Source organism: Faecalibacterium sp. I4-3-84 (assembly GCF_023347255.1).
Lineage (GTDB): Bacteria > Bacillota > Clostridia > Oscillospirales > Ruminococcaceae > Faecalibacterium > Faecalibacterium taiwanense.
In genome coordinates this window covers 1,629,332-1,655,093 of sequence record NZ_CP094466.1, presented here as the reverse complement: position 1 = coordinate 1,655,093, position 25,762 = coordinate 1,629,332, and the positions used below count along the sequence as shown (strand labels likewise).

The 25,762-nt window shown below is 57.2% G+C and carries 22 protein-coding genes; 7 read left to right on the top strand and 15 right to left on the bottom strand.

Features of this window, described 5'->3' with window-relative positions; genetic code table 11:
- Positions 1 to 7: 7 nt before the first annotated feature.
- Positions 8 to 973: a hypothetical protein gene (locus tag MTP41_RS08160; RefSeq protein WP_249235288.1), complete on the bottom strand. Its 966-nt coding sequence runs from the start codon at positions 971 to 973 to the stop codon at positions 8 to 10.
- Between the two features lie 11 nt (positions 974 to 984).
- Positions 985 to 1,629, bottom strand: coding sequence for a rhomboid family intramembrane serine protease (locus MTP41_RS08155; RefSeq protein ID WP_044953336.1), 645 nt, complete (start codon positions 1,627 to 1,629; stop codon positions 985 to 987).
- Positions 1,630 to 1,898: 269 nt separating this feature from the next.
- Here MTP41_RS08155 and MTP41_RS08150 point away from each other — a divergent pair, with 269 nt between their 5' ends.
- Positions 1,899 to 2,363, top strand: a complete 465-nt coding sequence (locus MTP41_RS08150) for a hypothetical protein (RefSeq protein ID WP_249235287.1) — start codon at positions 1,899 to 1,901, stop codon at positions 2,361 to 2,363.
- Between the two features lie 96 nt (positions 2,364 to 2,459).
- On the opposite strand, the gene mgtE is transcribed toward MTP41_RS08150, so the two are convergent.
- Entirely contained in the window at positions 2,460 to 4,037 is a 1,578-nt protein-coding gene (mgtE, locus tag MTP41_RS08145; protein WP_249235286.1) for a magnesium transporter, read from the bottom strand.
- Between the two features lie 1,115 nt (positions 4,038 to 5,152).
- On the bottom strand, positions 5,153 to 8,698 hold the full coding sequence (gene nifJ / locus MTP41_RS08140) for a pyruvate:ferredoxin (flavodoxin) oxidoreductase (protein ID WP_005939143.1): 3,546 nt from the start codon (positions 8,696 to 8,698) through the stop codon (positions 5,153 to 5,155).
- A 390-nt stretch (positions 8,699 to 9,088) separates the two neighbouring features.
- Between nifJ and MTP41_RS08135 the strand changes: the two genes are divergently transcribed.
- From MTP41_RS08135 to MTP41_RS08125, 3 genes are read left to right on the top strand one after another with little or no spacing between them, the layout of a single operon-like run.
- Complete coding sequence (locus MTP41_RS08135) at positions 9,089 to 9,643, top strand: NUDIX domain-containing protein (protein ID WP_005940449.1); 555 nt, start codon at positions 9,089 to 9,091, stop codon at positions 9,641 to 9,643.
- A complete protein-coding gene (locus MTP41_RS08130) occupies positions 9,640 to 10,329 on the top strand; it encodes an RluA family pseudouridine synthase (RefSeq protein ID WP_249235285.1) in 690 nt (229 codons plus the stop codon). The genes MTP41_RS08135 and MTP41_RS08130 overlap by 4 nt, the downstream gene beginning before the upstream one ends.
- Positions 10,330 to 10,352: 23 nt before the next feature.
- Positions 10,353 to 11,030 carry a GntR family transcriptional regulator gene (locus MTP41_RS08125; RefSeq protein ID WP_249235284.1) on the top strand — a complete coding sequence of 226 codons (678 nt, stop codon included), beginning with the start codon at positions 10,353 to 10,355 and terminating at the stop codon, positions 11,028 to 11,030.
- Positions 11,031 to 11,113: 83 nt separating this feature from the next.
- Here MTP41_RS08125 and MTP41_RS08120 read toward each other — a convergent pair whose 3' ends face one another.
- The 11 genes from MTP41_RS08120 to dnaA form a co-directional block, all read right to left on the bottom strand.
- On the bottom strand, positions 11,114 to 11,695 hold the full coding sequence (locus tag MTP41_RS08120) for a manganese efflux pump MntP (RefSeq protein WP_249235283.1): 582 nt from the start codon (positions 11,693 to 11,695) through the stop codon (positions 11,114 to 11,116).
- 295 nt (positions 11,696 to 11,990) lie between these two features.
- Entirely contained in the window at positions 11,991 to 12,968 is a 978-nt protein-coding gene (locus MTP41_RS08115; RefSeq protein WP_249235282.1) for a glycosyltransferase family 2 protein, read from the bottom strand.
- An 18-nt stretch (positions 12,969 to 12,986) separates the two neighbouring features.
- Complete coding sequence (locus MTP41_RS08110; RefSeq protein WP_249235281.1) at positions 12,987 to 13,985, bottom strand: glycosyltransferase family 2 protein; 999 nt, start codon at positions 13,983 to 13,985, stop codon at positions 12,987 to 12,989.
- A gap of 27 nt (positions 13,986 to 14,012) precedes the next feature.
- Positions 14,013 to 14,927, bottom strand: coding sequence for a glycosyltransferase family 2 protein (locus MTP41_RS08105; RefSeq protein ID WP_249235280.1), 915 nt, complete (start codon positions 14,925 to 14,927; stop codon positions 14,013 to 14,015).
- Between the two features lie 197 nt (positions 14,928 to 15,124).
- Positions 15,125 to 17,707 (bottom strand): DNA gyrase subunit A, encoded by a 2,583-nt coding sequence (gyrA, locus tag MTP41_RS08100; RefSeq protein ID WP_118529190.1) that lies wholly within the window; start codon positions 17,705 to 17,707, stop codon positions 15,125 to 15,127.
- 12 nt (positions 17,708 to 17,719) lie between these two features.
- Positions 17,720 to 19,714 carry a DNA topoisomerase (ATP-hydrolyzing) subunit B gene (gyrB, locus tag MTP41_RS08095; RefSeq protein WP_097774101.1) on the bottom strand — a complete coding sequence of 665 codons (1,995 nt, stop codon included), beginning with the start codon at positions 19,712 to 19,714 and terminating at the stop codon, positions 17,720 to 17,722.
- 83 nt (positions 19,715 to 19,797) lie between these two features.
- On the bottom strand, positions 19,798 to 20,055 hold the full coding sequence (remB, locus tag MTP41_RS08090) for an extracellular matrix regulator RemB (RefSeq protein WP_005937016.1): 258 nt from the start codon (positions 20,053 to 20,055) through the stop codon (positions 19,798 to 19,800).
- Positions 20,056 to 20,137: 82 nt separating this feature from the next.
- On the bottom strand, positions 20,138 to 21,259 hold the full coding sequence (gene recF, locus MTP41_RS08085) for a DNA replication/repair protein RecF (RefSeq protein WP_249235279.1): 1,122 nt from the start codon (positions 21,257 to 21,259) through the stop codon (positions 20,138 to 20,140).
- Positions 21,259 to 21,474: an RNA-binding S4 domain-containing protein gene (locus MTP41_RS08080; RefSeq protein ID WP_005937022.1), complete on the bottom strand. Its 216-nt coding sequence runs from the start codon at positions 21,472 to 21,474 to the stop codon at positions 21,259 to 21,261. The genes recF and MTP41_RS08080 overlap by 1 nt, the downstream gene beginning before the upstream one ends.
- Before the next feature lie 12 nt (positions 21,475 to 21,486).
- Positions 21,487 to 22,593 carry a DNA polymerase III subunit beta gene (dnaN, locus tag MTP41_RS08075; RefSeq protein WP_097776786.1) on the bottom strand — a complete coding sequence of 369 codons (1,107 nt, stop codon included), beginning with the start codon at positions 22,591 to 22,593 and terminating at the stop codon, positions 21,487 to 21,489.
- 397 nt (positions 22,594 to 22,990) lie between these two features.
- The gene (gene dnaA, locus MTP41_RS08070; RefSeq protein ID WP_005937115.1) at positions 22,991 to 24,313 is read right to left on the bottom strand and encodes a chromosomal replication initiator protein DnaA; all 1,323 of its coding nucleotides are present in this window, start codon (positions 24,311 to 24,313) and stop codon (positions 22,991 to 22,993) included.
- A gap of 356 nt (positions 24,314 to 24,669) precedes the next feature.
- Here dnaA and rpmH point away from each other — a divergent pair, with 356 nt between their 5' ends.
- From rpmH to yidD, 3 genes are all read left to right on the top strand, one after another.
- A complete protein-coding gene (rpmH, locus tag MTP41_RS08065) occupies positions 24,670 to 24,804 on the top strand; it encodes a 50S ribosomal protein L34 (protein ID WP_005924258.1) in 135 nt (44 codons plus the stop codon).
- 215 nt (positions 24,805 to 25,019) lie between these two features.
- The gene (gene rnpA, locus MTP41_RS08060; protein WP_044953169.1) at positions 25,020 to 25,430 is read left to right on the top strand and encodes a ribonuclease P protein component; all 411 of its coding nucleotides are present in this window, start codon (positions 25,020 to 25,022) and stop codon (positions 25,428 to 25,430) included.
- Positions 25,427 to 25,741, top strand: a complete 315-nt coding sequence (yidD, locus tag MTP41_RS08055) for a membrane protein insertion efficiency factor YidD (protein WP_097776785.1) — start codon at positions 25,427 to 25,429, stop codon at positions 25,739 to 25,741. The genes rnpA and yidD overlap by 4 nt, the downstream gene beginning before the upstream one ends.
- Positions 25,742 to 25,762: the final 21 nt, after the last annotated feature.

Genomic DNA, 25,762 nt, shown 5'->3' with positions numbered 1-25,762 from the left:
TTTTCTTTTACAGCGCGCGGAACTTTGCCGCAAACACGCTGAGCACGATTTTAGGGTTCACCTGCGCGCCAAGGCGCTGGATGGCGGCTTCGGCCAGCCGCAGGGCACGCTGGGCGGCAATGCCCTGCACCGGTGCGTGGGGGCTTTGCCGCAGGCCCGCAGCGGCCACCGCGCGGAAGTCCGTCAGCAGGGCGGCGGCTCCGGCCTTGTCCTTTTCGTAGGCGGCCAGCAGGCAGGCTGCGGCATAGCTGTCACGGTCGGCAGCGGCCTTTGCCAGCTGCAGGGCCTTTTCCACCTGCGCGGTGCGGGCTTCGTCCTGTGCGGCGGCAAGCACCGTACCAATGTGACCGTCGAACAGTTCGCTGTACAGCGTGGCCGTCTTTTTGTCCACCCCCTGTGCGGCGCAGTAGCGGGCGCACTGCTCCGGCGAGACAGGAGCCACTGCAAAGCTGACGCAGCGGCTGCGGATGGTGGGCAGCACGCCTGCCAGCGAATCCGCCGTAAGCAGGAACAGCACCCCCTCCGGCGGCTCTTCCATCACCTTCAGCAGGGCATTGGCGGATTCCTCATTCATCTTTTCCACATGGTAGAGCAGCACGGCACGGCCCTCGGCCGAAAGGCTGGTGTTGAAGATCTCGCTGCGCATAGCCTTGACCTGACTGACCAGATATTTTCCGCCTGCGCCCATACCGGCAACGCTGATCGCTTCACGCACGATGCCGGTCTCCACATGGCCGCTGTCGCGGTCGCCAGGCTTACCCACAGCACGGCAGCATTCGCCCCGCAGAAGGGCCTCAGCGGGCGCTCCGCCTGCAGGGTAAAGATAATCTGCCGCAATGCAGCGGGCCGCAAAACCGGCTCCAAGGCCCTCTTCACCCACCAGCAGCACGCTGTGGGTCAGGCGGCGGGCTGCCAGCATCAGCTGCACGCTGCTTTTCAGTTCTGCATTGCCCTCCATGCGGTCCAGCATCATGGTGTTTCTCCTTACCTTCTGTTTCTCCGCTTCCACTGCTCACGGCGTACCCACGCGCGGACGGAACGATAAGCCATCGGGCCAAAGAACAGCCAGACATTCGCCATGCTGAGCAGCAGGCTCAGCTTTTGCGGCAGCGGCGCGCCCAGAAAGCTGAGCACCCACAGTGCTGCCGCAAAAAAGCCAAAGTATTTCACCCGGATGGGGATGACAAAGAACAGCAGTACCTGTACTTCCGGGTACAGCATGGCAAAGGCCAGCAGCAGCGAAAGGGACAGGCAGTAGGTGCTGCCGGTCACGCCGGTGAGTAGGCAGGCCAGCACGGTGCCCAGCATCCCGGAGAGCAGATACACCGTATAGCGGAAATCGCCCCATTCCTGTTCCAGCGCTGTGCCGATGAACCATGTGAAATAGATGCCCAGCACCGCGCTGAGGATGCTGCCGCCGTAAGAGGGGATGAACGCAAAGGTGATGATGCGCCAGATCTGGCCGCGCAGCAGAAAATAGCGGCTGAGTGCCAGCCAGACACTGACGGTCTGGTTGACAAACAGCTCGATGGCCAGCACAAGGATCTGCCCGCCCACCAGAATGTTGGTCAGATTCGGGATGCCGAAGCGGCCGTATTTGCGCTCCAGCTGGTTGAGCCAATTGTTCATATAGGGTGCCTCCAACGCATTGTATTCCGATATCGGTGAGTTTTGCCGCATTTTTCTGCTGTTATTGTACCATGATTGGCCGGGGCATTCAAGGCAATGCCACAGTGTGGAAAACTGCCGCATCTTCCGCCCAAAAATACAGCTGTCAAGCGGATCTTGCGGCACAAAAGCACAACCGGAAAGTGTATGGAGTTTCCTGTCTGGAATGAACTTTTCACTTTTTCCACCGGGTTTTCCACCGTTTTTGTGAAGAAAAGGGCAAGTTTTCCATGAGGTTTTCCACTTTTTCCACCGGGTTTTCCACAACAAAAGGGCATCAGCCCTATACACACCGTAATTCAGGCCGCAGCTTTCTGGTAAGTTTTGGGCAAAAATGCGGGCATTCTGCCTTTTATAAAAAAGAAAGTCGAAGGATTTTCTTTGCATTCTACAAACCGTTTCTGGGCGGTGATTTATTTTTCTCCAATCCGGAATGGCTGGCCCCAAGTTTTCAACACCGGGCCGCTGCCGTTTTTCTGTGTGGAAAAGGCGGGGAAACATGCAGTTTTCCACACCGGAAAAAGCTGCTGCTCGCGGGCGCGCCGGGAGCAAACTCCCCCAGTCTCGCTGCGCTCGACAGCCCCCTCTGGGATGGGGCCTTTGGCAGTACGGAAAAGTTTCCGGCTAATGTGCAAAGCTTGCGGCACGCCAGAGGCTCCCTCTTTGAGGGAGCTGGCAAAACCGTCAGGTTTTGACTGAGGGAGTTGGCATCGCGCAGCGACGACTGAGAGGGTTCGTCCTATAAAAATGCCGGGCAGTCACTTCAAGACCGTCCGGCATTGCTTTATTATTTACATCATATTGTGGAACACCAGCTGTGCGATCTGGAAATACAGGATCAGGCTGCAGGCATCCACGATGGTGGTGATGAAGGGGGTAGCCATGATGGCCGGGTCGGCACCCAGCTTCTTGGCTGCCAGCGGCAGCATACCGCCCACCAGCTTTGCCAGAATGACGCTGAAGAACAGCGAAACGCTGACCACGATGGCATAGCCCATCACGTTGGCGTACTGGCCGGGGAACAGGAAGGTGTACATCAGGTAGATGCGCAGGCCGTTCACGATGCCCAGCACCGCGCCCACGATGGCAGACACCCGCAGCTCCTTGCCCAGCACCTGCAAAAAGTCGCTGGGTTCCACCTCGCCCAGAGCCAGACCACGCACCATCAGGGTGCTGATCTGGTTGCCGCAGTTGCCGGCGGTATCCATCAGCATGGGCATGAAGGAGACCAGCAGCGGCAGGCTGACAAAGGCCTCTTCATAGTGGGTGGTGACCATGCCGGTAAAGGTGGCGGACAGCATCAGGATCAGCAGCCATGGGATGCGCTGCTTTGCGTGGGTCCAGACGCTGGTGCCGAAGTAGGTGGTGGCATCGTCGTCCGGCAGAATAGCAGCCATCTTCTGCATATCCTCGGTGCTCTCGTCGGTCAGAACGTCGATTGCATCGTCGATGGTGATGATACCCACGAACATGCCCTCGTTGTCCAGAACAGGCATAGCGGTAAAGTCGTAGCGCTGCATCTCACGGGCCACGTACTCCTGATCGTCGGTCACTTTCACAGTGACCACGTTATCATCCATGATCTCGTTGATGGGAGTATGCGGCTCTGACAGAAGCAGGCTTCGGGCAGAAACAACGCCCTTCAGGCGGTTGCGCTCCACCACGTAGCAGGTGTACACGGTCTCTGCGTTTTCGCCCTGCTTGCGGATGGCTTCAAAGGCCTGCGCCACGGTCATATCCTCGCGCAGACGGACATATTCGGGGGTCATCAGGCTGCCGGCAGAGCTTTCGGGGTAGTTCAGCAGCTTGTTCAGGCTCTCACGGGTCTGCTTGGAGGATTTCTCCAGCACCCGCTTCACCACGCCTGCAGGCATATCCTCCAGCAGATCGGCGGCATCGTCCAGACTCATCTCTTCAATAGCGCCCACAAGCTCCACATCTGAGAAGGCGTTCACCAGATCGTCGCGGGCTTCGTCGGACATATAGGCAAAGGCCTCGGTGGCCACTTCCTTTTTGAGCAGGCGGAACACCACAAGGCGGTTGTTTTCGTCCAGCTCTTCCAGCAGCTCGGCCAAGTCAGCAGGCTGCTCTTCCTCGGTCACTTCGCGCAGCTTGACGTACTGCTTCTTGATGAGCAGCTTGAGCAGGCGGCTCTTGGTGAGCATCTCAGGGTTGGCCCTGACCTCTTCGTCATTGGCTTCCTCTTTTTCGGCCTCGCGCATATCCTGCTTGAGGTCTTCAGTAGCTTCCTCGTTCAGATCTTCAGCCAGCTTCTGGCGGACCTCGGCGGGGATATCAGCAGGCAGCTCCTGCACCGGCAGAGCCTGTTCCGCAGCATCAGCCGTCAGCTTTTTTTCTTCCATATCCATTGGGCGTACCTCCTCAGTTTTTACGGAACAGGAGCAGCTCCTGTATCCGGAGGACGCAGCAGATCGGGAAACAAAAAACGCGCCGCCTTGCCTGCCGGAATGCCGCAAACGCCGCATTCTGCGCACACAAAGCCGCGCCTTCCTCTGCTCTGTTTTGCGGAAAGATGCACCGTTGAAGCGGTGCTTTTCCGCAGGACTCAGCGAAGGAGGCGAACGGTTGGGGAAAACGCAGTTGTTTTTGTTTTCTGATCCACCGCGCCGGTGGTTCTACTTCGACTATGATCCGGGTCCATTTTCCTGCGTTCACCTCCAAGTTTTCATATTCATTTTTATTATAGCGCCGCAAAAAAACGGGGTCAACCCTAAACCACCGATTTACCAGAATTTTGCAAAACAAAACACCCTCTTCCGTGTTGCGGCACACGAAAAAGGGTGTTTTGCTTGGATATTGCCTTGGTGTGAGGAGGAATCATGTTACTTGGGTAAGCGGTTGCGGCCCCGCTTCCCATGGCAAAAGTATAACAGCTTTCACAATTGAATTCGTTAAGAAGCTATGAAGAAACTGTAAAAAGGGAATGGTATCTTTTGGAAGATTTTGTGATAACATTTTTTGATTGACCTTCGTTTTTTCACATGCTAAAATGGAACTGTAAAAGCGGCTGTTGTGATGCCAGATCACAGCAGCCGCTTCTCTTTTACACAAAAAATACGCCCCGGTCACCTTGCGGTGAACGGGGCGCTAAAACGAAGCTCGTTTTTACTGCGGCAAGATCCCTGCAAAGCAGGTCTTATGCAGCAGGCGGAGCAAGGTATCTGCAAGCAGACCTTATGCTCCTGACACACGCGGGGTGTGCTTTCAAGGACCCTCGCGGGCGCTTTGGTATCTCATATCCCGCTGCGGTGCTTCGCACGGAACAAAGCACCGCCCGGGAAGTGAAATCAGATAGAACTCGTATGGCGAATGCTGTACTTCAGCACATCACCTGCATGGATGGATGCATTTCTCCGCTTCGTACCGCTGCATTGCGCAGTAACCGCCGGTACGGGGCAGCCGCCCTCTTGCATTGTGGGGCTAAGGTGCCGCAAATATCTGCATCCAAAGCGCAGAAGAATGCTTACTTGTACAGGTCGACCAGACGGGTCAGGTGCTCGTAGCGGTCGTTTGCAACTTCCTGGTTGCGTGCGAACAGCTCCTTAGCACGGTCGGGGAATGCACGAGTCAGGCGGCTGTAACGGGTCTCGTTAGCCAGCAGTGCCTGATACTTCTCGTTATCCACAGCCTTGGAGGTCAGGGTGAACGGATTCTTGCCCTGAGCCTTGTTTGCCGGGTTGAAGGTGAACAGGTTCCAGTAACCGGCCTCAACTGCCTTCTTCATCTCGTTCTGGCAGTTGGTCATGCCGCCCTTGACACCGTGCAGCTCGCAGGGAGCGTAGCCGATGATCAGAGACGGGCCGGGGTAAGCCTCAGCCTCAGCGATGGCCTTGACAGCCTGAGCCGGGTTAGCACCCAGTGCGATCTGAGCAACATAGATGTAACCGTAGGTCATAGCGATCTCGGACAGGCTCTTCTTGCTGATTTCCTTACCAGCAGCAGCGAACTGGCAGACTTCACCAATGTTGGAAGCCTTGGATGCCTGTCCACCGGTGTTGGAGTACATCTCAGTATCGAAGACCATCACGTTGACATCCTCGCCGGAAGCCAGAACGTGGTCCAGACCACCGAAGCCGATGTCGTATGCCCAGCCGTCACCACCGAAGATCCAGACGGACTTCTTGGCGATGAACTGCTTGCTCTTCAGGATCTCTGCAGACTTCTCGCAGCCGGCAGCAGCAGCCTTCTCCAGCTCAGCGATCAGGGCCTTTGCGGGCTCGTCGTTGGCCTTGGTGTTGTTCTTGGTCTCCAGGAACTTCTCAAAGGCAGCCTTCAGCTCAGCAGAAGCCTTGTCGGAACCAGCAACCTCTGCGATCTCCTTGATCAGGTTCTCGCGGACGGTCTTCTGGCCGATGTACAGGCCCAGACCATGCTCTGCGTTATCCTCGAACAGGGAGTTGCACCATGCAGGACCATGGCCGCTGTCCTTGTTGACGGTGTACGGAGAGATGGAAGCGGTGCCGCCCCAGATGGAGGAGCAGCCGGTAGCGTTGGAGATGTACATCTTCTCGCCGAACAGCTGAGTGATCAGGCGAGCGTAAGAAGTCTCGGCACAGCCTGCGCAGGAGCCAGAGAACTCCAGCAGCGGCTGGTTGAACTGAGAACCGATGACGGTATCGTCAGCAAACTTGGAAGGCTTCTTGGAGATGTTGGCCACGCAGTAGTCGAACACTGCCTGCTGATCGGCCTGGCTGTCCTGCGGCACCATGGTGATAGCCTTGGTGGGGCAGACGGTGACGCACTCGCCGCAGCCCATGCAGTCCAGAGGAGACACAGCCATAACAAACTTGTACTCGTTTGCGGGCTTGTTGTCGCGGCTCTTGGTCTGTGCAGGAGCAGCTGCCAGCTCGTCGGCGGTCAGCTGGAAGGGACGGATGGTAGCATGAGAGCAGACGAATGCACACTGGTTACAGCCAACGCACTTTGCAGCATCCCACTCGGGGACGTTGACAGCGGTGCCGCGCTTCTCGTATGCAGAAGCGCCCTGCTCCCACTCGCCGTTTGCATTTGCCACGAAGGAAGAGACAGGCAGGCTGTCGCCGTCCATACGGGCAATGGGCTCCATGACATCGCGGATCTGCTTGACCAGCTCCGGACGGCCGGTGAGAGCCTTGGGTGCGGGATCAGCCTCGGGGTTGGACCAGGATGCGGGCACGTCCACCTTGTGGATGGCGTCAACGCCTGCATCGATAGCCTTCCAGTTCATCTCAACGACGTCCTGGCCCTTCTTGCCGTAGCTCTTCTGAGCTGCCTGCTTCATGAAGTTGACGGCATCCTCGATGGGCATGACGTCAGCCAGCTTGAAGAATGCAGACTGCAGGATGGTGTTGGTGCGCTTGCCCATGCCGATCTCGATAGCCTTATCGATTGCATTGATGGTATACAGCTGGATGTTGTTGTCAGCGATATACTTCTTTGCCTCGGCGTTCAGGTGCTGGCCCAGCTCCTCATCGGACCACTGGCAGTTGATCATGAACACGCCGCCGGGCTTGACATCCTGGACCATCTTCATGCCCATGTGGATGTAAGCGGGGTTGTGGCAGGCCACGAAGTCAGCCTGGTTGATGTAGTAGGGGCTGCGGATGGGCTTGTCGCCGAAACGCAGATGGCTGATGGTCACGCCGCCGGTCTTCTTGGAGTCATACTGGAAGTATGCCTGAACATACTTGTCGGTATGGTCGCCGATGATCTTGACGGAGTTCTTGTTAGCACCGACAGTACCGTCGCCGCCCAGACCCCAGAACTTGCACTCCTTGGTGCCAGCAGCTGCGGTGATGGGAGCGGGCTTGACTTCCGGCAGAGACAGGAAGGTGACATCATCGGTGATACCCAGAGTGAAGCGCTCCTTGGGCTGATCCTTCTCCAGCTCCTTGAACAGAGCAAAGATGGAGGACGGCGGGGTATCCTTGCTGCCCAGACCGTAACGGCCGCCAGTCAGAACGACATCGTTCAGGCCAGCCTCACGCAGGGTAGCGGCAACATCCAGGTACAGGGGCTCGCCCAGAGAGCCGGGCTCCTTGGTGCGATCCAGCACAGCTACCTTCTTGGCGGTCTTGGGCAGGACCTTCAGCAGGGAAGCGGAGACCCAGGGACGGTACAGGCGGACCTTGACGATACCGACCTTCTCGCCCTTGGCGTTCAGGTAGTCGATGACCTCATCAGCAACGTCGCAGATGGAGCCCATAGCCACGATCACACGGTCAGCATCGGGTGCGCCGTAGTAGTTGAACAGATCGTAGTTGGTGCCCAGCTTTGCGTTGATCTTGGCCATGTACTTCTCAACAACAGCAGGCAGAGCGTTGTAAACGCTGTTGCATGCCTCACGATGCTGGAAGAACACGTCGCCGTTCTCGTGGGAGCCGCGCATCTTGGGGTGTTCGGGGTTCAGAGCCTTCTTACGGAACTCCTCCACAGCCTCCATGTTGCACATTTCCTTCAGATCGGCGTAATCCCACTTCTCGATCTTCTGGTACTCATGAGAAGTACGGAAGCCATCGAAGAAGTTCAGGAAGGGAACCTTGCCCTCGATGGCGCACAGATGTGCGACAGGGGACAGATCCATGACTTCCTGCACGCTGCTCTCGACCAGCATTGCAAAGCCGGTCTGACGGCATGCCATAACGTCGCTGTGATCACCAAAGATGTTCAGGGACTGGGTAGCAACGGTACGTGCAGAAACATCGAACACGCAGGGCAGCTGCTCAGCAGCGATCTTGTACATGTTGGGGATCATCAGCAGCAGGCCCTGAGAAGCGGTGAAGGTGGTGGTAACAGCACCTGCACCCAGAGAGCCGTGCACAGCGCCAGCAGCGCCGGCCTCAGATTCCATCTCGACGACCTTGACCTGATTGCCGAAGATGTTCTTCTGGCCAGCTGCGGACCACTGGTCCACAGAGTCAGCCATCGGAGAAGACGGGGTAATGGGGTAGATGGCAGCCACGTCCGTGTAGGCATACGCTACATGGGCGGCAGCGGTATTGCCATCCATAGTTTGCTTTGCTCTAGGCATTTTTCTTCCTCCATTATTCAGAATTTGGTACCTTTTGCGCGGGGCAATATGCCCCACATGGGACCGGAGAACCCCATAAAGGCACTATTGCTTGTATACTATAATAGCAAATTCCGCCCATAAAGTAAACGCAAACCGCTCAACAAACGCACCAAAAATAAAGAAAATTTTTTAGCGCTTTTGTACGTCTTTAGTTCGTTAAAGTGAGCAATGGCGCGGATTTTCCGGTTTTGGCCTGCCTGCTTTGCCAGATCCTGTAATTTTTTTCGCAAAAAGGGGAGGGAACCCTCTCCCTTGTATTTATCACATCTTTATTGACAACAAACCTCATTTTGCCGTAAACTGAAGCCATAGAAAACCGGCGCTGTGCCGGGCAAAGAGGGTAATAAAATGGAGAAGACCGTGCATTACGAAAAAACACTCACCAGTGAGGTGCTCTTCGAGGGCCGGGTGATCACCCTGACAAAAGACACTGCTCTGCTGGAAAACGGCAAGACCGCCGAACGCGAAGTGGTGCATCACCACGGCGGTGCGTGCATCCTGCCCTATTTTGAGGACGGCACCATCTGCATGGTGCGCCAGTTCCGCTACGCCATGCAGCAGGAGCTGTGGGAGCTGCCTGCCGGCAAGCTGGAAAAGGGTGAGGACCCCTTTGAAGCCGCCAAGCGGGAGCTGGGCGAGGAGTGCGGCCTGACCGCGGACAATTATATCTCTCTGGGCCAGTTTTTCCCCACCGTGGGCTATGACACCGAAGTGATCTATACATGGGTCGCCACCGGCCTGCACAAGACCCAGATGCATCTGGATGCCGATGAATTCCTGACCCCTGACCGTGTGCCGCTGGATAAAGCTTATGAGATGGTCATGAGCGGCGAGATCCGGGACGGCAAGACCATTGCCGGTATCCTGAAGCTCAAGGCCCTGATCGCCGAGGGCAGGCTGTGAACATCCTGTACGAAGATGCCGCCCTTGTGGTGCTGGACAAGCCCGCCGGACTTTCCAGCGAAGAGGGCGTGCCCGCAGCCCTGCGGCAGCTGTGGGGCCAGCCGGATGCCTTTGTAGGCGTGGTGCACCGGTTGGACACGGGTGTGTCCGGCCTGATGGTGTTTGCCAGAACGCCCGGGGCTGCGGCCGCACTCAGCCGTCAGATCACCCAGAGCCAGAACGCCTACGCTGTGCAGGATGGCAGGGCCGAAGGGAAGCCGGAAGTGCCGCAGTTCATCAAGCGGTATCGGGCCGTCATTGCAGGCGGGCCGGACGAAGCACTGCCCGCCGAAGGCACCCTGCGGGACTGGCTGTTCAAGGACAGCCGCAAAGGCCGGGTATTCCCTGTGAGCCGTCCGCGCAGAGGTGTGCGGGAAGCCGTGCTGGATTACCGCATCGTGAAAACGGCAGGAGAGATGAGCCTTGCTGAGATCACGCTGCACACCGGCCGCACCCATCAGATCCGGGTGCAGTTTGCATCCCGGAAGCATCCGCTGGCCGGAGACGGCAAATACGGAAGCCGCGTAAAAGGCAGCATTGCCCTGCAGAGCTGTGGCCTGCAGTTTTTGCACCCGGAGACCGGAAAGCCCATGGCATTTACGCTGCCGCTGCCGGAGGGTGCGTTCTGGAAACCGTTTGAAGAATAATGCATTTCCATTAGGTGAGAGGTATGGAACAATACAAAACTGATGCTGAGATCTATGCTGTGCTGGAGCGGGAGATCATTGACCTGACCATCCGCCCCGGCTCTTTGCTGAGCGAAAATCCGCTCTGTGCCCGCTTTGGCGCACCGCGCACCCTGATCCGGGTGGTGCTGCAGAAGCTGCAGGAAAACGGGCTGGTAAAGATCGTGCCTTACAAGGGCACCACCGTTACCCGGCTGAACCGCCGCATCGTGGACGAGCTGATCTACGAGCGCACCGCCGTGGAAGCACGCGTATTGCGGGATTTTTCGCCCCGGTGCACCCCGGAGCAGCGGGCGTTGATCCGCAGGCGGGTGGAAGCCTACGAGGCCCTTGCGGCCATGGAGAGCCCGGATTACAACAAGCTGTACGAAGCCGACCGTGCCCTGCACGAGACATGGTTTGCGGCCATGGATAAAATGTACCTGTGGAGCACCCTGCAGAACGCCCACGCCGACTACAGCCGCTTCCGGATGCTGGACACCATGACCACCGGCGGCCTTGCCGAGGTGATCGCAGACCACCGCAACCTGATGAACGCCATCGAGCGGTGCGACCTTGCCGCCTTTGAACCGTTGGTGGAACGGCACCTGTACGGCGGCATCCGGCGGCTTGGCTCCAAGCTGACCGAAGAATATGCCGATTATTTTGAGCCGGAAAAGTAATTGTTCTATGTGGAACATTTTATAAAACGAAAGGGCACAGCGCATTGCAGCGCCGTGCCCTTTTGTTTTATGCTGTCTGAATTTCAGAACACCCCGGAAATAAAAATTTCCAGACCAATGCCAATGAGGATGATGCCGCCCAGAATGGATGCCTTGCCGGAGAGCTTGGTGCCAAACTTTTTGCCGATGCGCAGGCCCGCCATGCAGATAAAGAAGGTGACCACCGCAATGATGAGCGATGCCGCAAGTGCCATCAGCCAGCCGTATTCCGAAATGGTGAAGCCCACCGAAAGCGCATCAATGCTGGTAGCCACGCCCTGCATGAGCAGTGCACCCGCACTCAGCTCTGCTGCTTCTTCGGTCTCTTCGCCCTTGATGCCATCCACAAGCATTTTGCCGCCAATATAGCCCAGCAGAGCCAGCGCGATCCACGGGATGAATTTTTCAAACGAAGAGAACAGCTCCACAATGGTGTGCACGCACACCCAGCCCGTCATGGGCATCACGGCCTGAAAAAGGGCAAAGGTGCCCGCGATCCTGCACATGGTTCCCCTGCTCATGCGGGGGTCGTGCAGGCCGTTTGCCATAGACACCGAGAACGCATCCATTGCAAGGCCCACGCCCAGCAGGGCACTGTTGAGGAAAAATACAAAACTCCATTCCATATTGTCTGCCTCCTGAATCTGACCAGAATATCGGGCAATACAAAACCCGGTCACGGGCGCACATGTACGTCCGGGACCGGGTGATTTTTTGAAACCAACTCCATGTGCACGGGCGCTGTTCTATGCGCCAAAAACACATGAGTCTCGCAAATGAAAGCAAGCCAGACCGGAACCAACGGTCATCATGTTGACTTGCTGCGCCCTGCAAAAGCGCCTGCTACTCCCCCACGGGTATTTGTGATTGTTTTGCCATTGTAGCATATCTTTGCAGGGAAGTCCAGACAAACCTGCGCGGTTACACGGTATTTTTCCATCGGCGGGCAAAATACCAGTCCTGTGAAATAATAAAACACAGGGTGTTGCCCAGTGCCCTCAGGGTAACAGCATGTTCCTGACGCAAGGCCCGGCGGGCGCAGCTCTCGTACTCCCGCGCCTGCTGCATCCGGGCACTCCGGCGCTCTTCGGCGGTCAGGTGCATTCCCACATCGATCAGGGAGTGCAGCAGTGCCCAGTACAGCTCACACAGCGAACCCGTGATGCCATGGCGGCGGACGCACTCGAACACGGTATAGTTTGCTTCCACACGGTCGAGATTGCGCAGGGTGACTTTGCTGTTGACGATGCTGCCCGCCACCTTGCGGTAAAGGTACAGCACATCCGGGATATTAGCGATTCTGTCCGCTTTTTCGTAGGCGTAGGCGATCAGCAGGGTGTCCTCGTTCAGCTTGCCCTCTGCAAAGCGCAGCTGCGCAAAAATGCTGCGGTGGTACAGCTTGTTCCACACCACCATGTAGGGCAGAAGGGTGCTGTGCTCCAACGCCTGCTCCGGGGTCAGCACCTCCCGCCGCACATGCAGATACTGCTCCCGGATGGGGGTCAGGGCTTCGTCCACCTGCCGGTAATTGCACACGGCCATCTGTGCACCGGTCTCCTGCGCCGCATGGTAAAGCTTTGCGCAGAAGTCCGGCGTGATGGTGTCGTCTGAATCCACAAAGGCGATCCATTCGCCCTCTGCCGCGTCCAGCCCGGCATTGCGGGCCCCGCTCAGACCACAGTTCTTCTGGTGGATGACCCGGATGCGGCTGTCCTTTGCCGCTGCGGCATCGCACAAAGCAGGGCAGCTGTCCGGAGAGCCATCGTCCACCAGAATCAGCTCAAAATCCGTGAAGGTCTGGGCAAGGATGGAAGCGATGCAGGCATTCAGAAAACGCTCTGTCTTATATACCGGCACGATAATGCTGATCTCCGGCTGTTTTTTATGTTGTTCCTGCACAATAAACTCCTCATTGCTTCAGGTCGTTTTCTGCCGTCTTTCCGCCCTTTTGCGGCATAGATCCAGATAACTGCAGGCCGATGCAGCGCAGACCACTGCCGCCCACAAATTTTTTAGTGTTACGCCGCGGGCTTGCATCAGCCGATGGCGGGCTGTACGCTCATACGCAAAGGCTTCCTTCATCCGGGGGCTTTTGCGCTCTTCCGGTGTCAGGTGCAGCCAGATGTCCCACACGGCAGTCAAAATCGGGCGATAGGCTGCACACAAAGCATCCCGGATGCCGTTTTGGTACAGCACATCAAACAGGCGGTACCATGCTTCCACCCAGTCCAGTGTTTTCAAGGTAGTCTTGCGGTGCATGGCACTGCCGGTAACGATGCGGTAATTGTATAAAAAATCCCATACACCGCAGGCAGAAGCCGCTCTTGCGTAAATGACCGGCATGAGACAGGTATCTTCAAACGCCTTGTTTTCTGGATAGCGCAGATTTTCCAGCAGTTTTCGGCGATAAAGCTTATTCCACGGAACCTGAAAATCCGACACCACCATCCGGCGCAGAACTTCCTCCTGCGGCAAAAACTCGTTCAAAAGGCGATGTTCTCCGCCTGCAAGCGTTTTGCCCGTTTCATCAATGCACTGACTGCTGCAGATTGCAAAATCTGCACCCATTTCCAGCGCTGCCTTATGCATTTTTTCCAGATATTCTGGTGCTACTGTATCATCCGAATCCACAAATGCGATCCAATTTCCCTGTGCTGCATCCAGACCCGCATTGCGGGCTGTGCTTACACCGCCGTTTTGCTTATGGATCACCCGCACGCGGCTGTCCTTTTTTGCTGCTGCATCACACAGGGCAGGGCAGTTGTCCGGTGAGCCATCGTCCACAAGGATCAGTTCAAAGTCCGTAAAGGTCTGAGCCAGAATGGAATCAATGCACTCATTCAGATATTTTTCCACCTGATACACTGGCACGATGATGCTGATTTCCGGTCTTCCACTTTCTGCTCTTTCACTCACAGTATTTCTCCCATTCGGAATTCAGTTTTATTTCCGGTACTTGAAGTTGAAGTAGAACTGCGGGTTTGCAATACAGAGTGCGGTTTCTGCTGCGTTGCGCAGGGTACAGGCCCCCTGTTGACGAACCTCTCTGCCTGCTTTTTTCAAGCACGCTTCCGCCTGCTGAACCCGTTCACTGTTTCTCTGTTTGGGTGGCAGATTTTTTTTTGTGTTTCGGAGCATGCGTTTCATCAGTACATACTGCAGGAATGCTGTGTCTTTTTTCCCATACTTGAGTGCACAAGCAAGAAGGCCGTAGTTTGCATCGATCTCATCCAGATTTTTCAAGGTGACCTTTCCATGCATGATGCTTGCCGGATGCAGCCGGTAATGGTACAGTTTTTCCTTTATACAAGCCACAGCTGTTGCATGTTCAATGATTTCCGGTGTGGTAAATGCATCTTCATAGTTTTTGCCCACAGGAAAAACGATTCCTTCCAGCACATCTCTCCGATGCAGTCTTGTTGCTGCCTGAATCAACGGCGTAAGGCGGATGCGGTGTATTGCTTCCTCACGGGAAAGCACTTCTGTACGTAAAGGCTGTTCCTGATAATCACAAAGACTTCCATCCTCTTCCATAAAAACTTCGTTGCAGACTGCAAGTTCAGCACCTGTCTGCTTTGCTGCCCGCAGCATTTTTTCGTAGTAAGTCTTGTCTACAAAGTCATCCGGGTCCACAAAGCCGATCCAATTTCCCTGTGCAGCTGCCAAACCCGCATTACGGGCTGTGCTTACACCGCCGTTTTGCTTATGGATCACCCGCACGCGGCTGTCTTTTTCCGCCGCTGCATCACACAGGGCAGGGCAGTTGTCCGGTGAGCCATCGTCCACAAGGATCAGCTCAAAATCCGTAAAGGTCTGTGCCAGAATGGAATCAATGCATTCGTTCAGGTATTTTTCCACCTTATACACCGGCACGATGATGCTGATCTCCGGGGATTTTTTTTGCTCTGTCATGTTCCTTAAACCACTTTCTGTGTTTATTTTTATTCCTCACACGCTATTTCTATTATACATGGTTTGGATGGATTTGAAAAGAAGCCGCCGTACAGAAATCTCTGCGCGGCGGCTTCTTTCAAATCTTATTGTGTTTTCAAGGTTTACTCTTCGCCCTTATCGTCTGCTTCCGGGGCTTCTGCAGCGGCGGCAGCATCCGCAGCTTCCATGGCGGCAAGCTGCTCTGCGGTGGGTTCGGCATCGGCATCAGAGGTGTCGATCTGCTCGGTCTGGGCCTCGTCGTCGTGGTCGGTGCGGGCAAGCACCATCACCTTGTCGTTCTCACCCAAGCGCATCACCCGCACGCCGGAACCGTAGCGGCTCTGCAGCGGGATCTCGTTGGCGTGCAGACGGATGATGATGCCCTCCTGACTGCTCAGCAGCACATCGTCCACGTCGTCCACGATCTTGACCGCAGCCACCTTATCCTTGGCGGCATCGTAGTTGCGGATGCCCTTGCCGCCACGGGCGGTGATGCGGTAGGTATCGATGTCCGACCGGCGGCCCTTGCCGTTCTCGGTGACGGTGAGCACCGTGCCGCCCTCGCGGCAGATGCACACGCCCACAACTTCATCACCCTCGGCCAGACGGATGGCGCGCACGCCGTGGCCGCTGCGGCCCATGGGACGTGCATCGGCTTCGTTGAAGCGGATGGCCTGACCGTTGCGGGTGGCAACGATGAGCATATCGTGGCCGGAGGTCAGGCGGGTCCATGCCAGAGCGTCGCCCTCGTTCAGGGCAATGCCGATCAGGCCGGACTTACGGATGTTAGCATACTGTTCCAGCGGGGTGCGCTTGATGAGGCCCTGCTTCGTGACCATGGTCACAAAGCCGCCCTCGGTGTCGGCTTCCTTCGACTGGCAGATCATGTTGGTGACCTTTTCGCCCTCGGCCAGCTGCAGCAGGTTGACGATGTTGCTGCCCTTGCTGGTGCGGCTGCCCTCGGCGATGGTGTAGCCCTTGATGCGGAACAGACGGCCCCGGTCGGTGACAAAGAGCACATAGTCGTGGGTGGAGCCTACGAACATCTCCTGCACGATATCCTCTTCCTTGCGGGTCATGCCGGAGATGCCGCGTCCGCCGCGGCGCTGTGCCTGATAGGTGGCCTTGAGCTGGCGCTTGATATAGCCGGCCTCGGTCAGGGTGTAGACACACTGCTCCTCGGCGATCAGATCCTCGATATCCACCTCACCGGTCACGGACTGGATCTCGGTGCGGCGCTCGTCGCCGAAGCGCTTTTTCATTTCCAGCAACTCTTCCTTGACGATGGCAAGCACCCGGGCATCGTCGGCCAGAATGGCTTCCCAGTTCTCGATCTTGGCCTGCAGGCTGGCAAGCTCTTCCTCGATCTTCAGGATCTCAAGGCCTGCCAGACGGCCCAGCTGCAGCTTGACGATGGCATCTGCCTGCGGGTCGTCAAAGCCGAACTGCTCCATGATGGCAGCCTTGGCCTCTGCCATGCCGCCCTTGCAGGCGCGGATGGTGGCGATCAGCTCGTCCACGATGTCGGTGGCCTTCTTCAGGCCTTCCAGAATGTGGGCGCGCTCCTTGGCCTTTTTCAGGTCGTACTGGGTGCGGCGGCGCACCACCTCGTCCTGAAATTCCACGTATTTCTGAAGCATCTGCTTCAGGGTGAGAACTTTCGGCACCTTGTGGTCGATGGCCAGCATGATGACGCCCACGGTATCCTGCAGCTGGGTGTACTGGTACAGCTGGTTCAGGATGACCTGTGCGTTGGCATCCTTGCGGATGTCCACCACGATGCGCATACCCTTGCGGTTGGTCTCATCGTTCAGGCCGGTGATGCCCTCGATGCGCTTATCCTTGACAAGGTCGGCCATGTTCTCAATGAGGCGGGCCTTGTTGACCATATACGGAATTTCCGTAATGATGATTTGGGTGCGGCCGTTCTTGGTTTCCTCGATGGTGGCGCGGCCCCGCAGGGTGATCTTGCCCCGGCCGGTGGCGTAGGCGGCGCGGATGCCGCTGCGGCCCATGATGATGCCGGCAGTGGGGAAGTCCGGGCCCTTGATGTATTCCATCAGGCCGGGCAGGTCGATGTCCGGATCGTCGATATAGGCGATGCAGCCGTCAATGACCTCGCTCAGATTGTGGGGCGGGATGTTGGTGGCCATGCCGACCGCAATGCCCTGACTGCCGTTGACCAGCAGATTGGGGAAGCGGCAGGGCAGCACGCTGGGTTCCTTCTTGGTCTCGTCAAAGTTGGGGTCCCAGTCGATGGTGTCCTTCTCGATATCGGTCAGCATCTCCACCGCCATGCGGCTCATGCGGGCCTCGGTGTAACGGTAGGCAGCCGGGGGGTCGCCATCCACAGAACCAAAGTTACCCTGACCATCCACCAGCGGATAGCGCAGAGAGAAGTCCTGTGCCAGACGGACCATGGCATCGTAGACCGATGCGTCGCCGTGGGGATGGTAGGAACCCAGCACCGCACCAACGGTGTCGGCGGATTTGCGGTAGGGATGGCTGGGATCATTGCCGCGCTCGTGCATGGTGTACAGAATGCGGCGGTGAACAGGCTTCAAACCGTCGCGCACATCGGGCAGGGCGCGGGACACGATGACCGACATGGAGTAGTCCAGGAATGCGGTCTCGATCTCCTTTTTCACATCGCGGATGATCTTTTTGGTTCCGCTGCCCGGTATCATCACATAATCTTCTTCCATTGTTTCCTCCAATTACACGTCCAGCTTTGCGTACTGGGCGTTGGTCTCGATAAAGCGGCGGCGCGGCTCCACCTGATCGCCCATCAAGATGGTAAAGGCTTCATCGGCCTTCTCGGCATCGTCAATGGTGATCTGTACGATCACGCGGTTATCGGGGTTCATGGTGGTCTCCCACAGCTGTTCGGGGTTCATCTCACCAAGGCCCTTATAGCGGTTCACCTTTGCGCCGGGCATTTCCTGCGAAAGCACGGCCATTTCGGCGTCATTGTAGGCGTACTTGATGGTGTTGCCCTTCTGCACCTTGAACAGAGGCGGCTGGGCCACATACACATGGCCCTGCTCAATGAGCGGGCGCATATAGCGGAAGAAGAAGGTGAGCATCAGGGTGCAGATGTGGGAGCCATCCACATCTGCATCGGCCATGATGAACACTTTATCGTAGCGCAGCTTGGAGATATCGAACTCGTCACCAATGCCGCAGCCCAGTGCCAGCACAACGGGCATCAGCTTGTCGTTGCCGTAAATTTTATCGGCGCGGGCCTTTTCCACGTTCAGCATCTTGCCCCACAGCGGCAGGATGGCCTGAATGGCAGAGTCACGGCCCATCTTGGCGGAACCGCCTGCAGAATCGCCCTCGACGATGAAGATTTCGGTGCGGCTGGGGTCTTTTTCGCGGCAGTCTGCCAGCTTGCCGGGCATCCGGCTGGTCTCCAATGCGCTCTTGCGGCGCACCAGTTCGCGGGCCTTTTTGGCAGCGGCGCGGGCGCGGGCGGCCTGGGTGGCCTTTTCAAAGATGGCCTTTGCCACGCCGGGGTTCTCCTCAAAGAATTCCATCAGCTTGGAGTAGACCATGTTGGAAACAAGGGTGCGGATCTCCGTGTTGCCCAGCTTTGCCTTGGTCTGGCCCTCAAACTCCGCCTCCTGCAGCTTGACAGAGATCACGCAGATCAGACCCTCGCGCACGTCCGCACCGGACAGGTTCTCGTCCTTATCCTTCAGCAGGCCGTGGCTGCGGCCATAATCGTTGAACACACGGGTCAGGCTGTTCTTGAAGCCCTCCTCGTGGGTGCCGCCGTCCGGGGTGTTGACGTTGTTGGCAAAGCTCAGCAGCAGCTCGTTGTAGCTGGAATTATACTGCAGTGCGATCTCTGCCATGCCGCGGTCGGTCTGGCCCTTGAGGTAGATCACATTGGGGTGCAGCACGTCCAGCTTGCGCTTCTCACCCAGATAGGTGACGAAGCTCTTGATGCCGCCCTCGTAGCACATGACCTCGGTGCGGTAGCAGGGTTCACCCTCCTTGCCGTCCTCCAGTACGGGAGTGTACATCTCACGCTCGTCGGTCAGAGTGATCTTGACACCGGCGTTCAGGAAGCTTTCTTCCCGCAGGCGCTTTTCCAGCGTGTCGAAGTCGTACACGGTGGTATCCCGGAACATCTCCGGGTCCGGCTTGAAGGTGACCCGGGTGCCGGTGACGCCGTCGGCTACGGTGCCGATGCACTTGAGCGGGCCGTCCGGGTCGCCGCGGCGGAAGGTCTGCTCGTACTCGTGGCCGTCGCGGCGCACGTTGACGGTGAGCCACTCGGAGCAGGCGTTGACCACCGAAGCGCCCACGCCGTGCAGGCCGCCGGCCACCTTGTAACCGGAGTTCTCGCCGCCGAACTTGCCGCCGGCGTGCAGGATGGTGTAAACGACGGTGACGGCGGGCAGGCCGGTGTCGGCCTGAATGTCCACAGGGATGCCGCGGCCGTTATCCGTGACCTGAATGATGTTGTCTTTCAGGATCTTGACCTCGATGTGGTCGCAGTAGCCGGCCAGTGCTTCATCGATGGCGTTGTCCACGATCTCGTAGACCAGATGATGCAGGCCGCGCTCGCCGGTGGAACCGATATACATGCCCGGGCGCTTGCGCACCGCCTCCAGACCCTTCAGGACCTGGATCTCGCTGGCATTATACTCATGGTCGGTAGCGGTTTCGGCATTTGTGCTGGTAATGATTTCTTCTGCCATTTCCTTTCTCCCTTTTGTTCAATGTTTGCATTTTTGTTCGATCTATCGTAAAAGCAGAGCATATTCTCCGCCTGTTGGCTGGTTTACTCGATCATTTTTTCGGCTCTGCGCCGCATGGCAGCAGGCGACAGCTCCGAAAGATACACCGTATCCACCACGGCCCCGTCTGCCAGAACATAGCTCTGGGGCAGCTCGTCCGAAAGGCTCACCACCGCGCCGTTCTTCTGGGCGTAGTTCAGAAACTCCCGGCCCCGGGGGGTGATGGTGGTGGTTTCCAGATTGAAGATGCCGATGATGTCCCGGTCATTCAGCACGTAGTCACGGCCCAGATGAATATACATACAGTATTTTCCTCATTCTGGCAGTTCATGCATAAAACGCCGTTTATTCACCGGCGGCTGCATGTACTTTTGCATCATTTCTTCATGCTTTGCTCAGCACACCGCCGTTCATGCGGTACACTTCGCCGTCCGTTTTCAGGAACGCGGTATCATCGCAGCTGGTCACGAAGGTCTGCTTTTCCTTCATGCGGGTGAGCAGATACTGCTTGCGGCCCTCGTCCAGCTCGCTGAGCACATCGTCCAGCAGGAGCACCGGGTGCTCTCCGGTGATCCGGGCAGCGGCAGCCGCTTCGGCCATTTTCAGGCTCAGCACCACGCTGCGCTGCTGTCCCTGACTCGCAAACACCTTTGCGGGCTGGTCGTCCAGCAGCAGCTCAACGTCCTCGCGGTGGATGCCGCACAGGCTCTGCCCGGCGCGCAGCTCTTCGTTCTGGCGCTGCTTCAAAAGTGTGGACAGCCCGCCCGGCTCAAACTGGGCGGCATACCGCACCGCCATGCGCTCTGCCCCGTGGGAAAGCTCGGCATAGTTGGCGCAGGCCAGCGGTGTGAGCAGGGCCAGATACTCCCGCCGCCGCTTCTGGATGGCCTCGCCCTGTGCGGCAAGTTCCAGGTTCAGCACTTCCAGCAGGGCGCATTTTTCTGCCCACGGGCGCTCTACGCCAGCCGCCGAATGACGAAGCAGTGCGTTTTTCTGCTGCAATGCCCGCACATAGCGGCGGTAGGTGGCAAGGTAGCCGGGGTACAGCTGGCACAGCGCTGCGTCCAGAAACCGCCGCCGTCCTTCCGGTGCACCTTTTACAAGGCTCAGGTGCCCGGGGTCGAACACCACAGCCGGAAAGCTGCCCGCAAGGCCCGCCGCCCGCTTGGGCGGAGAGCCGTTGACCGATGCATACCGGCCGGGGCGCTGTGCATCCGGCGTGCCCACCGTAATGCGCACATTTGCCGGTTCGTCCGGTTCCTGATCCTCCTGCCGGGTGCGTTGGGTGACGGCCTCCAGTACCGCGAATGTTTCTCCGCGGCGCACAAGCTCGGCATCCTTGCCGCCCCGGAAGCTTTTGCCGCCGGTCAGAAGCCAGATGGCCTCCAACAGGTTCGTTTTGCCCTGACCGTTGTTGCCGCAGATCACGGTCAGCTCCCGGCCCGGTTCCAGCTGCGCTGCCGCAATATTGCGGTAATTCGCAACTTCCAGTGAAAGCAGACGCATTACTGGCCCTGACCCACTTCCACGGTCTGGCCGTCCAGCTCGATCACATCACCGGCACGGCACTTCTTGCCGCGCATGGTGCACACCTCGCCGTTCACCTTCACGGCACCGCCCTGCACCAGCTCCTTGGCTTCGCCGCCGGTCTCGCACAGGCCTGCATATTTCAGCAGGGCATCCAGCTTGATAAATTCCGTATGGATGAGAATTTTCTGCATAATTTCGCCCTCTTAATCGTTCTTGAAGCGCACCGGCAGCACCAGATACAAAAAGTCGTTGCCCTCGGCAGGCAGCACCTTGACCGGGCTCAGAGGGCCGCTGATCTCCATGCGGACCTTCTCGGTGCGGGCGTTGCGCAGCGCATCCAGCAGATAACGGTTGTTGAAGCCGATCTCCACTTCGTCGCCCTCGCAGTCGGCGTTGAACTCGTCCACCACGCGGCCAAGGTTGGTCTGGCAGCGCACCACGACTCTACCCTCTGTAAAGGAGATGCGAAGAGGATTTTTTAAACGCTCTGTAATAATCAGCGAAGCACGCTCGATGGTCTCGATGAATTCCTTGGTGTCGATGGTCACGCGGGTGCGGCTGTCGGCGGGGATCACGTTGCGGTAGTTGAGGAACTCGCCCTCGATCAGACGGCTCATGATGGTGTAGCCGCCGGCCATAAAGACCACATAGCGGCGGTTGGCGCTGATGTGCACCGGCTCTTCGTCGTCGTTGGGCAGCAGGTGGGCGACCTCGGTCATGGTCTTGCTGGGCACGATGATGCGGATATCCTTTACCGCCGTCACCGGGCGTTCCACGATGGCCAGACGGTAGCCGTCCAGTGCCACCACAGTCAGCTTGTCGGGCAGGATCTCGAACAGCTCACCGGTGTGGGCGGGCTTTTTCTCGTCCTGGCTGACAGCATATAACGTACGATCGATCATATCTTTCAGCACGCCGGTCTTGATGGTCAGGGTCTCTTCCGCTCCGGTATTGGGCAGCTCGGGGAAATCGTTGGCCGGCATGGACTGGATCTCGAACTGGACCACGCCGCTCTGGATGGTGGTCTTGCCGTTCTCGGCAGAGAGGATGCTGACCTGACCGGCGGGCATCCGGCTGATCATGCTGCTGAGCAGCTTTGCATTCAGCACAACCTCGCCGGCTTCCTTGACATTGGCTTCGATGGTGGTCACGATGCCCATTTCCAGATCGTAGCCGGTGAGGTTGAGCTGGAAGCCTTCGGCTTTCAGCAGGATGCCTTCCAGCACAGGGATGGCAGAACGCATGGTGACGGCTTTGGACACACCATCGATGGCTGCGCTCAGCAGAACTTTATCACATACGATGTTCAAACTGAATTCTCTCCTTTGTTTTTTCGTTTCTGATGTTGTTTTGTGTTTGAAAACAGTTTCAGAATCGGTCTATCTTATTGAACTTGTTGTAGTAACCGTAGTAGGGGGTGGGGAACTTGTGGAAAACCCCGAAAAGCCTTGTCGGAATGCGGGGGTTTTGGTTTCCACGGGGTTGTGAATGTGTTGTGAATGGATCGTGGAAAGGTTGGGATAGGTCTTTCTTTCCACAGACCATGTGGAGAACGGAGGTTGAATGTTGAAAACTCTGTGGAAAGTGTGGAAAGGTTTGCGTTTTTACCACAAGATATAGGTTCTTTTTTCCCGTTTTGTTCCGTTTTCTCCCCATATTTTGGGGTTTCACCCATAAATGAGTACGACTTTTGCACGATTTCTGAGGTCAGGCCTTCACGTTCTTGATGATGTCGCTCACGGTCTCGCGCAGGTGCTGGTCGTTCTTCATGTCACGCTCCATGGTCTTGAGGGAGTAGACGATGGTGGAGTGGTCACGGCCGGAGAATTCACGGCCGATCTCTTCCATGCTCATGCCGGTGACCTCGCGCAGGATGTAGATGGCCACACGGCGGGCAGAGGCAACGTTGGCGTTGCGCTTGGTGCCGCGGATGTCGGCAGGGGAGACGTTGAAGGTGCGGGACACCTCGCCGATGATCTTCTCGATGGTCACGGGTACCGGCTGGGTCTCGTTGAGGATGTCCTTGATGGCATTCTGGGCCACACTGATGACTGGCTGGATGCCCTCCAGCATGTAGTAGGCGTTCAGTTTTTTTACAGCGCCTTCCAGCTGACGGATGTTGTTCTTCAGGTGGTTGGCAATGAACTCGGCCACATCCTCGGGAAGATCCAGATGCAAAAGCTCTGCCTTGCGCTTGACGATGGCCACGCGGGTCTCAAAATCCGGCGGCTGCACATCGGCGGTCAGGCCCCACTCAAAGCGGGTGCGCAGCCGCTCTTCCAGACTTTTGATCTCCTTGGCCGGGCGGTCGGAGGCAATGACGATCTGCTTGTGGGCATCGTGCAGGGAGTTGAAGGTGTGGAAGAACTCCTCCTGCGTAGACTCCTTGCCGGCGATGAACTGGATATCGTCTACCAGCAGCAGGTCTGCCACGCGGTACTTCATGCGGAAGTCCTCGGTGCTGCCGGCGCGGATGGCGGCGATCAGCTCATTGGTGAACTGCTCGCAGGTAACGTACATGATGACGAAATCGGGGTGGGTGCGCTTGATCTCGGTCTGGATGGCCGTGAGCAGATGGGTCTTGCCAAGGCCGGAGCCGCCGTAGATGAACAGCGGGTTGTATGCGCCGGAGGGATTGGCCGCAACCGCCTGTGCAGCAGCAAACGCAAACTGGTTGGAAGGGCCTTTGATGAAGTTTTCAAATGTGAACTCGTAGTTGCCCTGCGGGGAGGCGGGGTTCGCCTCGTACTGCTGGGCCAGCACCACCTCGTGCGGCGGCGTGCTGGGCACCACCAGCGTGATGTCCACGTCGAAGCCTAGCACGGTCTTGAAGGCTTCCTTGAGCAGGCCAAGGTAGCGGTCCGTCACGATCTTGCAGATGAAGTCGTTGCGCACCGAAAGGGTGATGTGGCTGGAATCCTCAAAGCTGATCGGCTCCAGTCCGTCGATATAGAGATTATAGGTCGGCTCGGCCATCTGCGTTTTGCAGTACGCCTGGGCGGCCTCTAAAACGTCCTTAAAAGAATCCATAAAACATCCACTCCGTTAAAGTTTTCAACAATGCTGCTGATACTAGGTTAGTATACCACAAAAAACGCTGTGCGTCCATATTTCTATAATGTAATTTATAATACATAAGAAAAGCCCCTGCACGGCCGTTGTGGCATGGGCAAAACAGGGCCACAATATCTTGTGGCAAAAGAGTTTTCCACGGCAGAATGGTGAAAAAGTTGAAAATCTTTTCACAAAAAAGTTTGAAGGAAAGCGAAAAAAATGCTTGACAGAACGCCATACTATGCGATATACTGTTGAATTGCAAGCCTGTCCCCAATCTGGGACCACATCAGACCCCATACCGGGGATAAGTTTTTACGGAGGATACAACCATGAAGAGAACTTTTCAGCCCAAGAAGCGTCAGCGCAAGGAAGTTCATGGCTTTCTGACCCGCATGAGCACCAAGAACGGCCGTAAGGTCATCAATGCTCGCCGTGCAAAGGGCCGCAAGAGCCTGACTGTCTGATCCGGCCTTTTATGACGGGATCCGGCGCAGAAATGAATATGCGCACAAAAGACCGCTGATATTGGATTAGCGGTCTTATTTTTTTTTTTGAAAATTGAAAGAATTTTCGTAAAAATGCCCGCATGGGCTTTCAAAGTCGAAAAATTTTTGATATACTGGCTGAAGAATGCACCCTTCGGGGCGTGTTCTCAGCCACAGAAAGGAGGCGCGGAATCATGCGCTATCGTCCCATCCGCCGCAACAGCGAGTTTGGCAGAGTGTATGCCCGCGGCAAATCCTATGTGAACCCCGGTCTTGTGATGTATGTACTCAAGACCCGCAGCAAAAAGACCCGCGTGGGTCTGACCGCCACCAAAAAGATCGGCCACGCCGTGCAGCGCAACCGCGCCCGCCGCGTGATGAAGGCGGCCATCGACGAGCATCTGGACTACAACATCGGCGGCTATGATCTGATCTTTGTAGCCCGCGGTATGACCCCGCGGCTGAAGAGCTGGCAGCTGAGCAGCGTTGTGGCAAAGCTGTTTGCACAAGCTGGTCTGCCGGATAAGGCCAAACGGCCGGATGCGCCGCCCCCTGCCACCGTGCCCCCGGCACGCAGGGCACAGGCGGAAAAGCCGGACGCATGAACCGCCTGCAGTACATCTGCCGCCGCGCGCTGTGCGTGCCCATCCGGGCCTACCAGTACACTCTCAGCCCATGGATCGGCCGCAGCTGCCGTTTTACGCCCAGCTGCAGCAACTACACCATGCAGGCCATCATGACCCATGGGTGCGTAAAGGGCATCCTGCTGGGGGCATGGCGCATCGCCCGGTGCAATCCCTTCGGCAAATGGGGCTTTGACCCGGTGCCGGAGCAGGGAAGATGGCAGAACCCTGCCCGCCGGCTGCAGCCCGCAAAGCTGTTTTCCACACGGCACAAGCAAAAGGTGGAAAAGTAAATATGCTTCTTGTGACGCGGT

Coding starts and splice junctions, on each gene's coding strand:
- MTP41_RS08080 (WP_005937022.1), bottom strand. CDS start 21,474: ATGCAGAAAATTCTCATCCATACGGAATTTATCAAGCTGGATGCCCTG.
- mgtE (WP_249235286.1), bottom strand. CDS start 4,037: ATGGATATGGAAGAAAAAAAGCTGACGGCTGATGCTGCGGAACAGGCT.
- nifJ (WP_005939143.1), bottom strand. CDS start 8,698: ATGCCTAGAGCAAAGCAAACTATGGATGGCAATACCGCTGCCGCCCAT.
- remB (WP_005937016.1), bottom strand. CDS start 20,055: ATGTATATTCATCTGGGCCGTGACTACGTGCTGAATGACCGGGACATC.
- gyrA (WP_118529190.1), bottom strand. CDS start 17,707: ATGGAAGAAGATTATGTGATGATACCGGGCAGCGGAACCAAAAAGATC.
- gyrB (WP_097774101.1), bottom strand. CDS start 19,714: ATGGCAGAAGAAATCATTACCAGCACAAATGCCGAAACCGCTACCGAC.
- yidD (WP_097776785.1), top strand. CDS start 25,427: ATGAACCGCCTGCAGTACATCTGCCGCCGCGCGCTGTGCGTGCCCATC.
- MTP41_RS08150 (WP_249235287.1), top strand. CDS start 1,899: ATGAGGTTTTCCACTTTTTCCACCGGGTTTTCCACAACAAAAGGGCAT.
- MTP41_RS08160 (WP_249235288.1), bottom strand. CDS start 973: ATGATGCTGGACCGCATGGAGGGCAATGCAGAACTGAAAAGCAGCGTG.
- rnpA (WP_044953169.1), top strand. CDS start 25,020: ATGCGCTATCGTCCCATCCGCCGCAACAGCGAGTTTGGCAGAGTGTAT.
- MTP41_RS08135 (WP_005940449.1), top strand. CDS start 9,089: ATGGAGAAGACCGTGCATTACGAAAAAACACTCACCAGTGAGGTGCTC.
- rpmH (WP_005924258.1), top strand. CDS start 24,670: ATGAAGAGAACTTTTCAGCCCAAGAAGCGTCAGCGCAAGGAAGTTCAT.
- MTP41_RS08120 (WP_249235283.1), bottom strand. CDS start 11,695: ATGGAATGGAGTTTTGTATTTTTCCTCAACAGTGCCCTGCTGGGCGTG.
- dnaA (WP_005937115.1), bottom strand. CDS start 24,313: ATGGATTCTTTTAAGGACGTTTTAGAGGCCGCCCAGGCGTACTGCAAA.
- MTP41_RS08155 (WP_044953336.1), bottom strand. CDS start 1,629: ATGAACAATTGGCTCAACCAGCTGGAGCGCAAATACGGCCGCTTCGGC.
- recF (WP_249235279.1), bottom strand. CDS start 21,259: ATGCGTCTGCTTTCACTGGAAGTTGCGAATTACCGCAATATTGCGGCA.
- MTP41_RS08125 (WP_249235284.1), top strand. CDS start 10,353: ATGGAACAATACAAAACTGATGCTGAGATCTATGCTGTGCTGGAGCGG.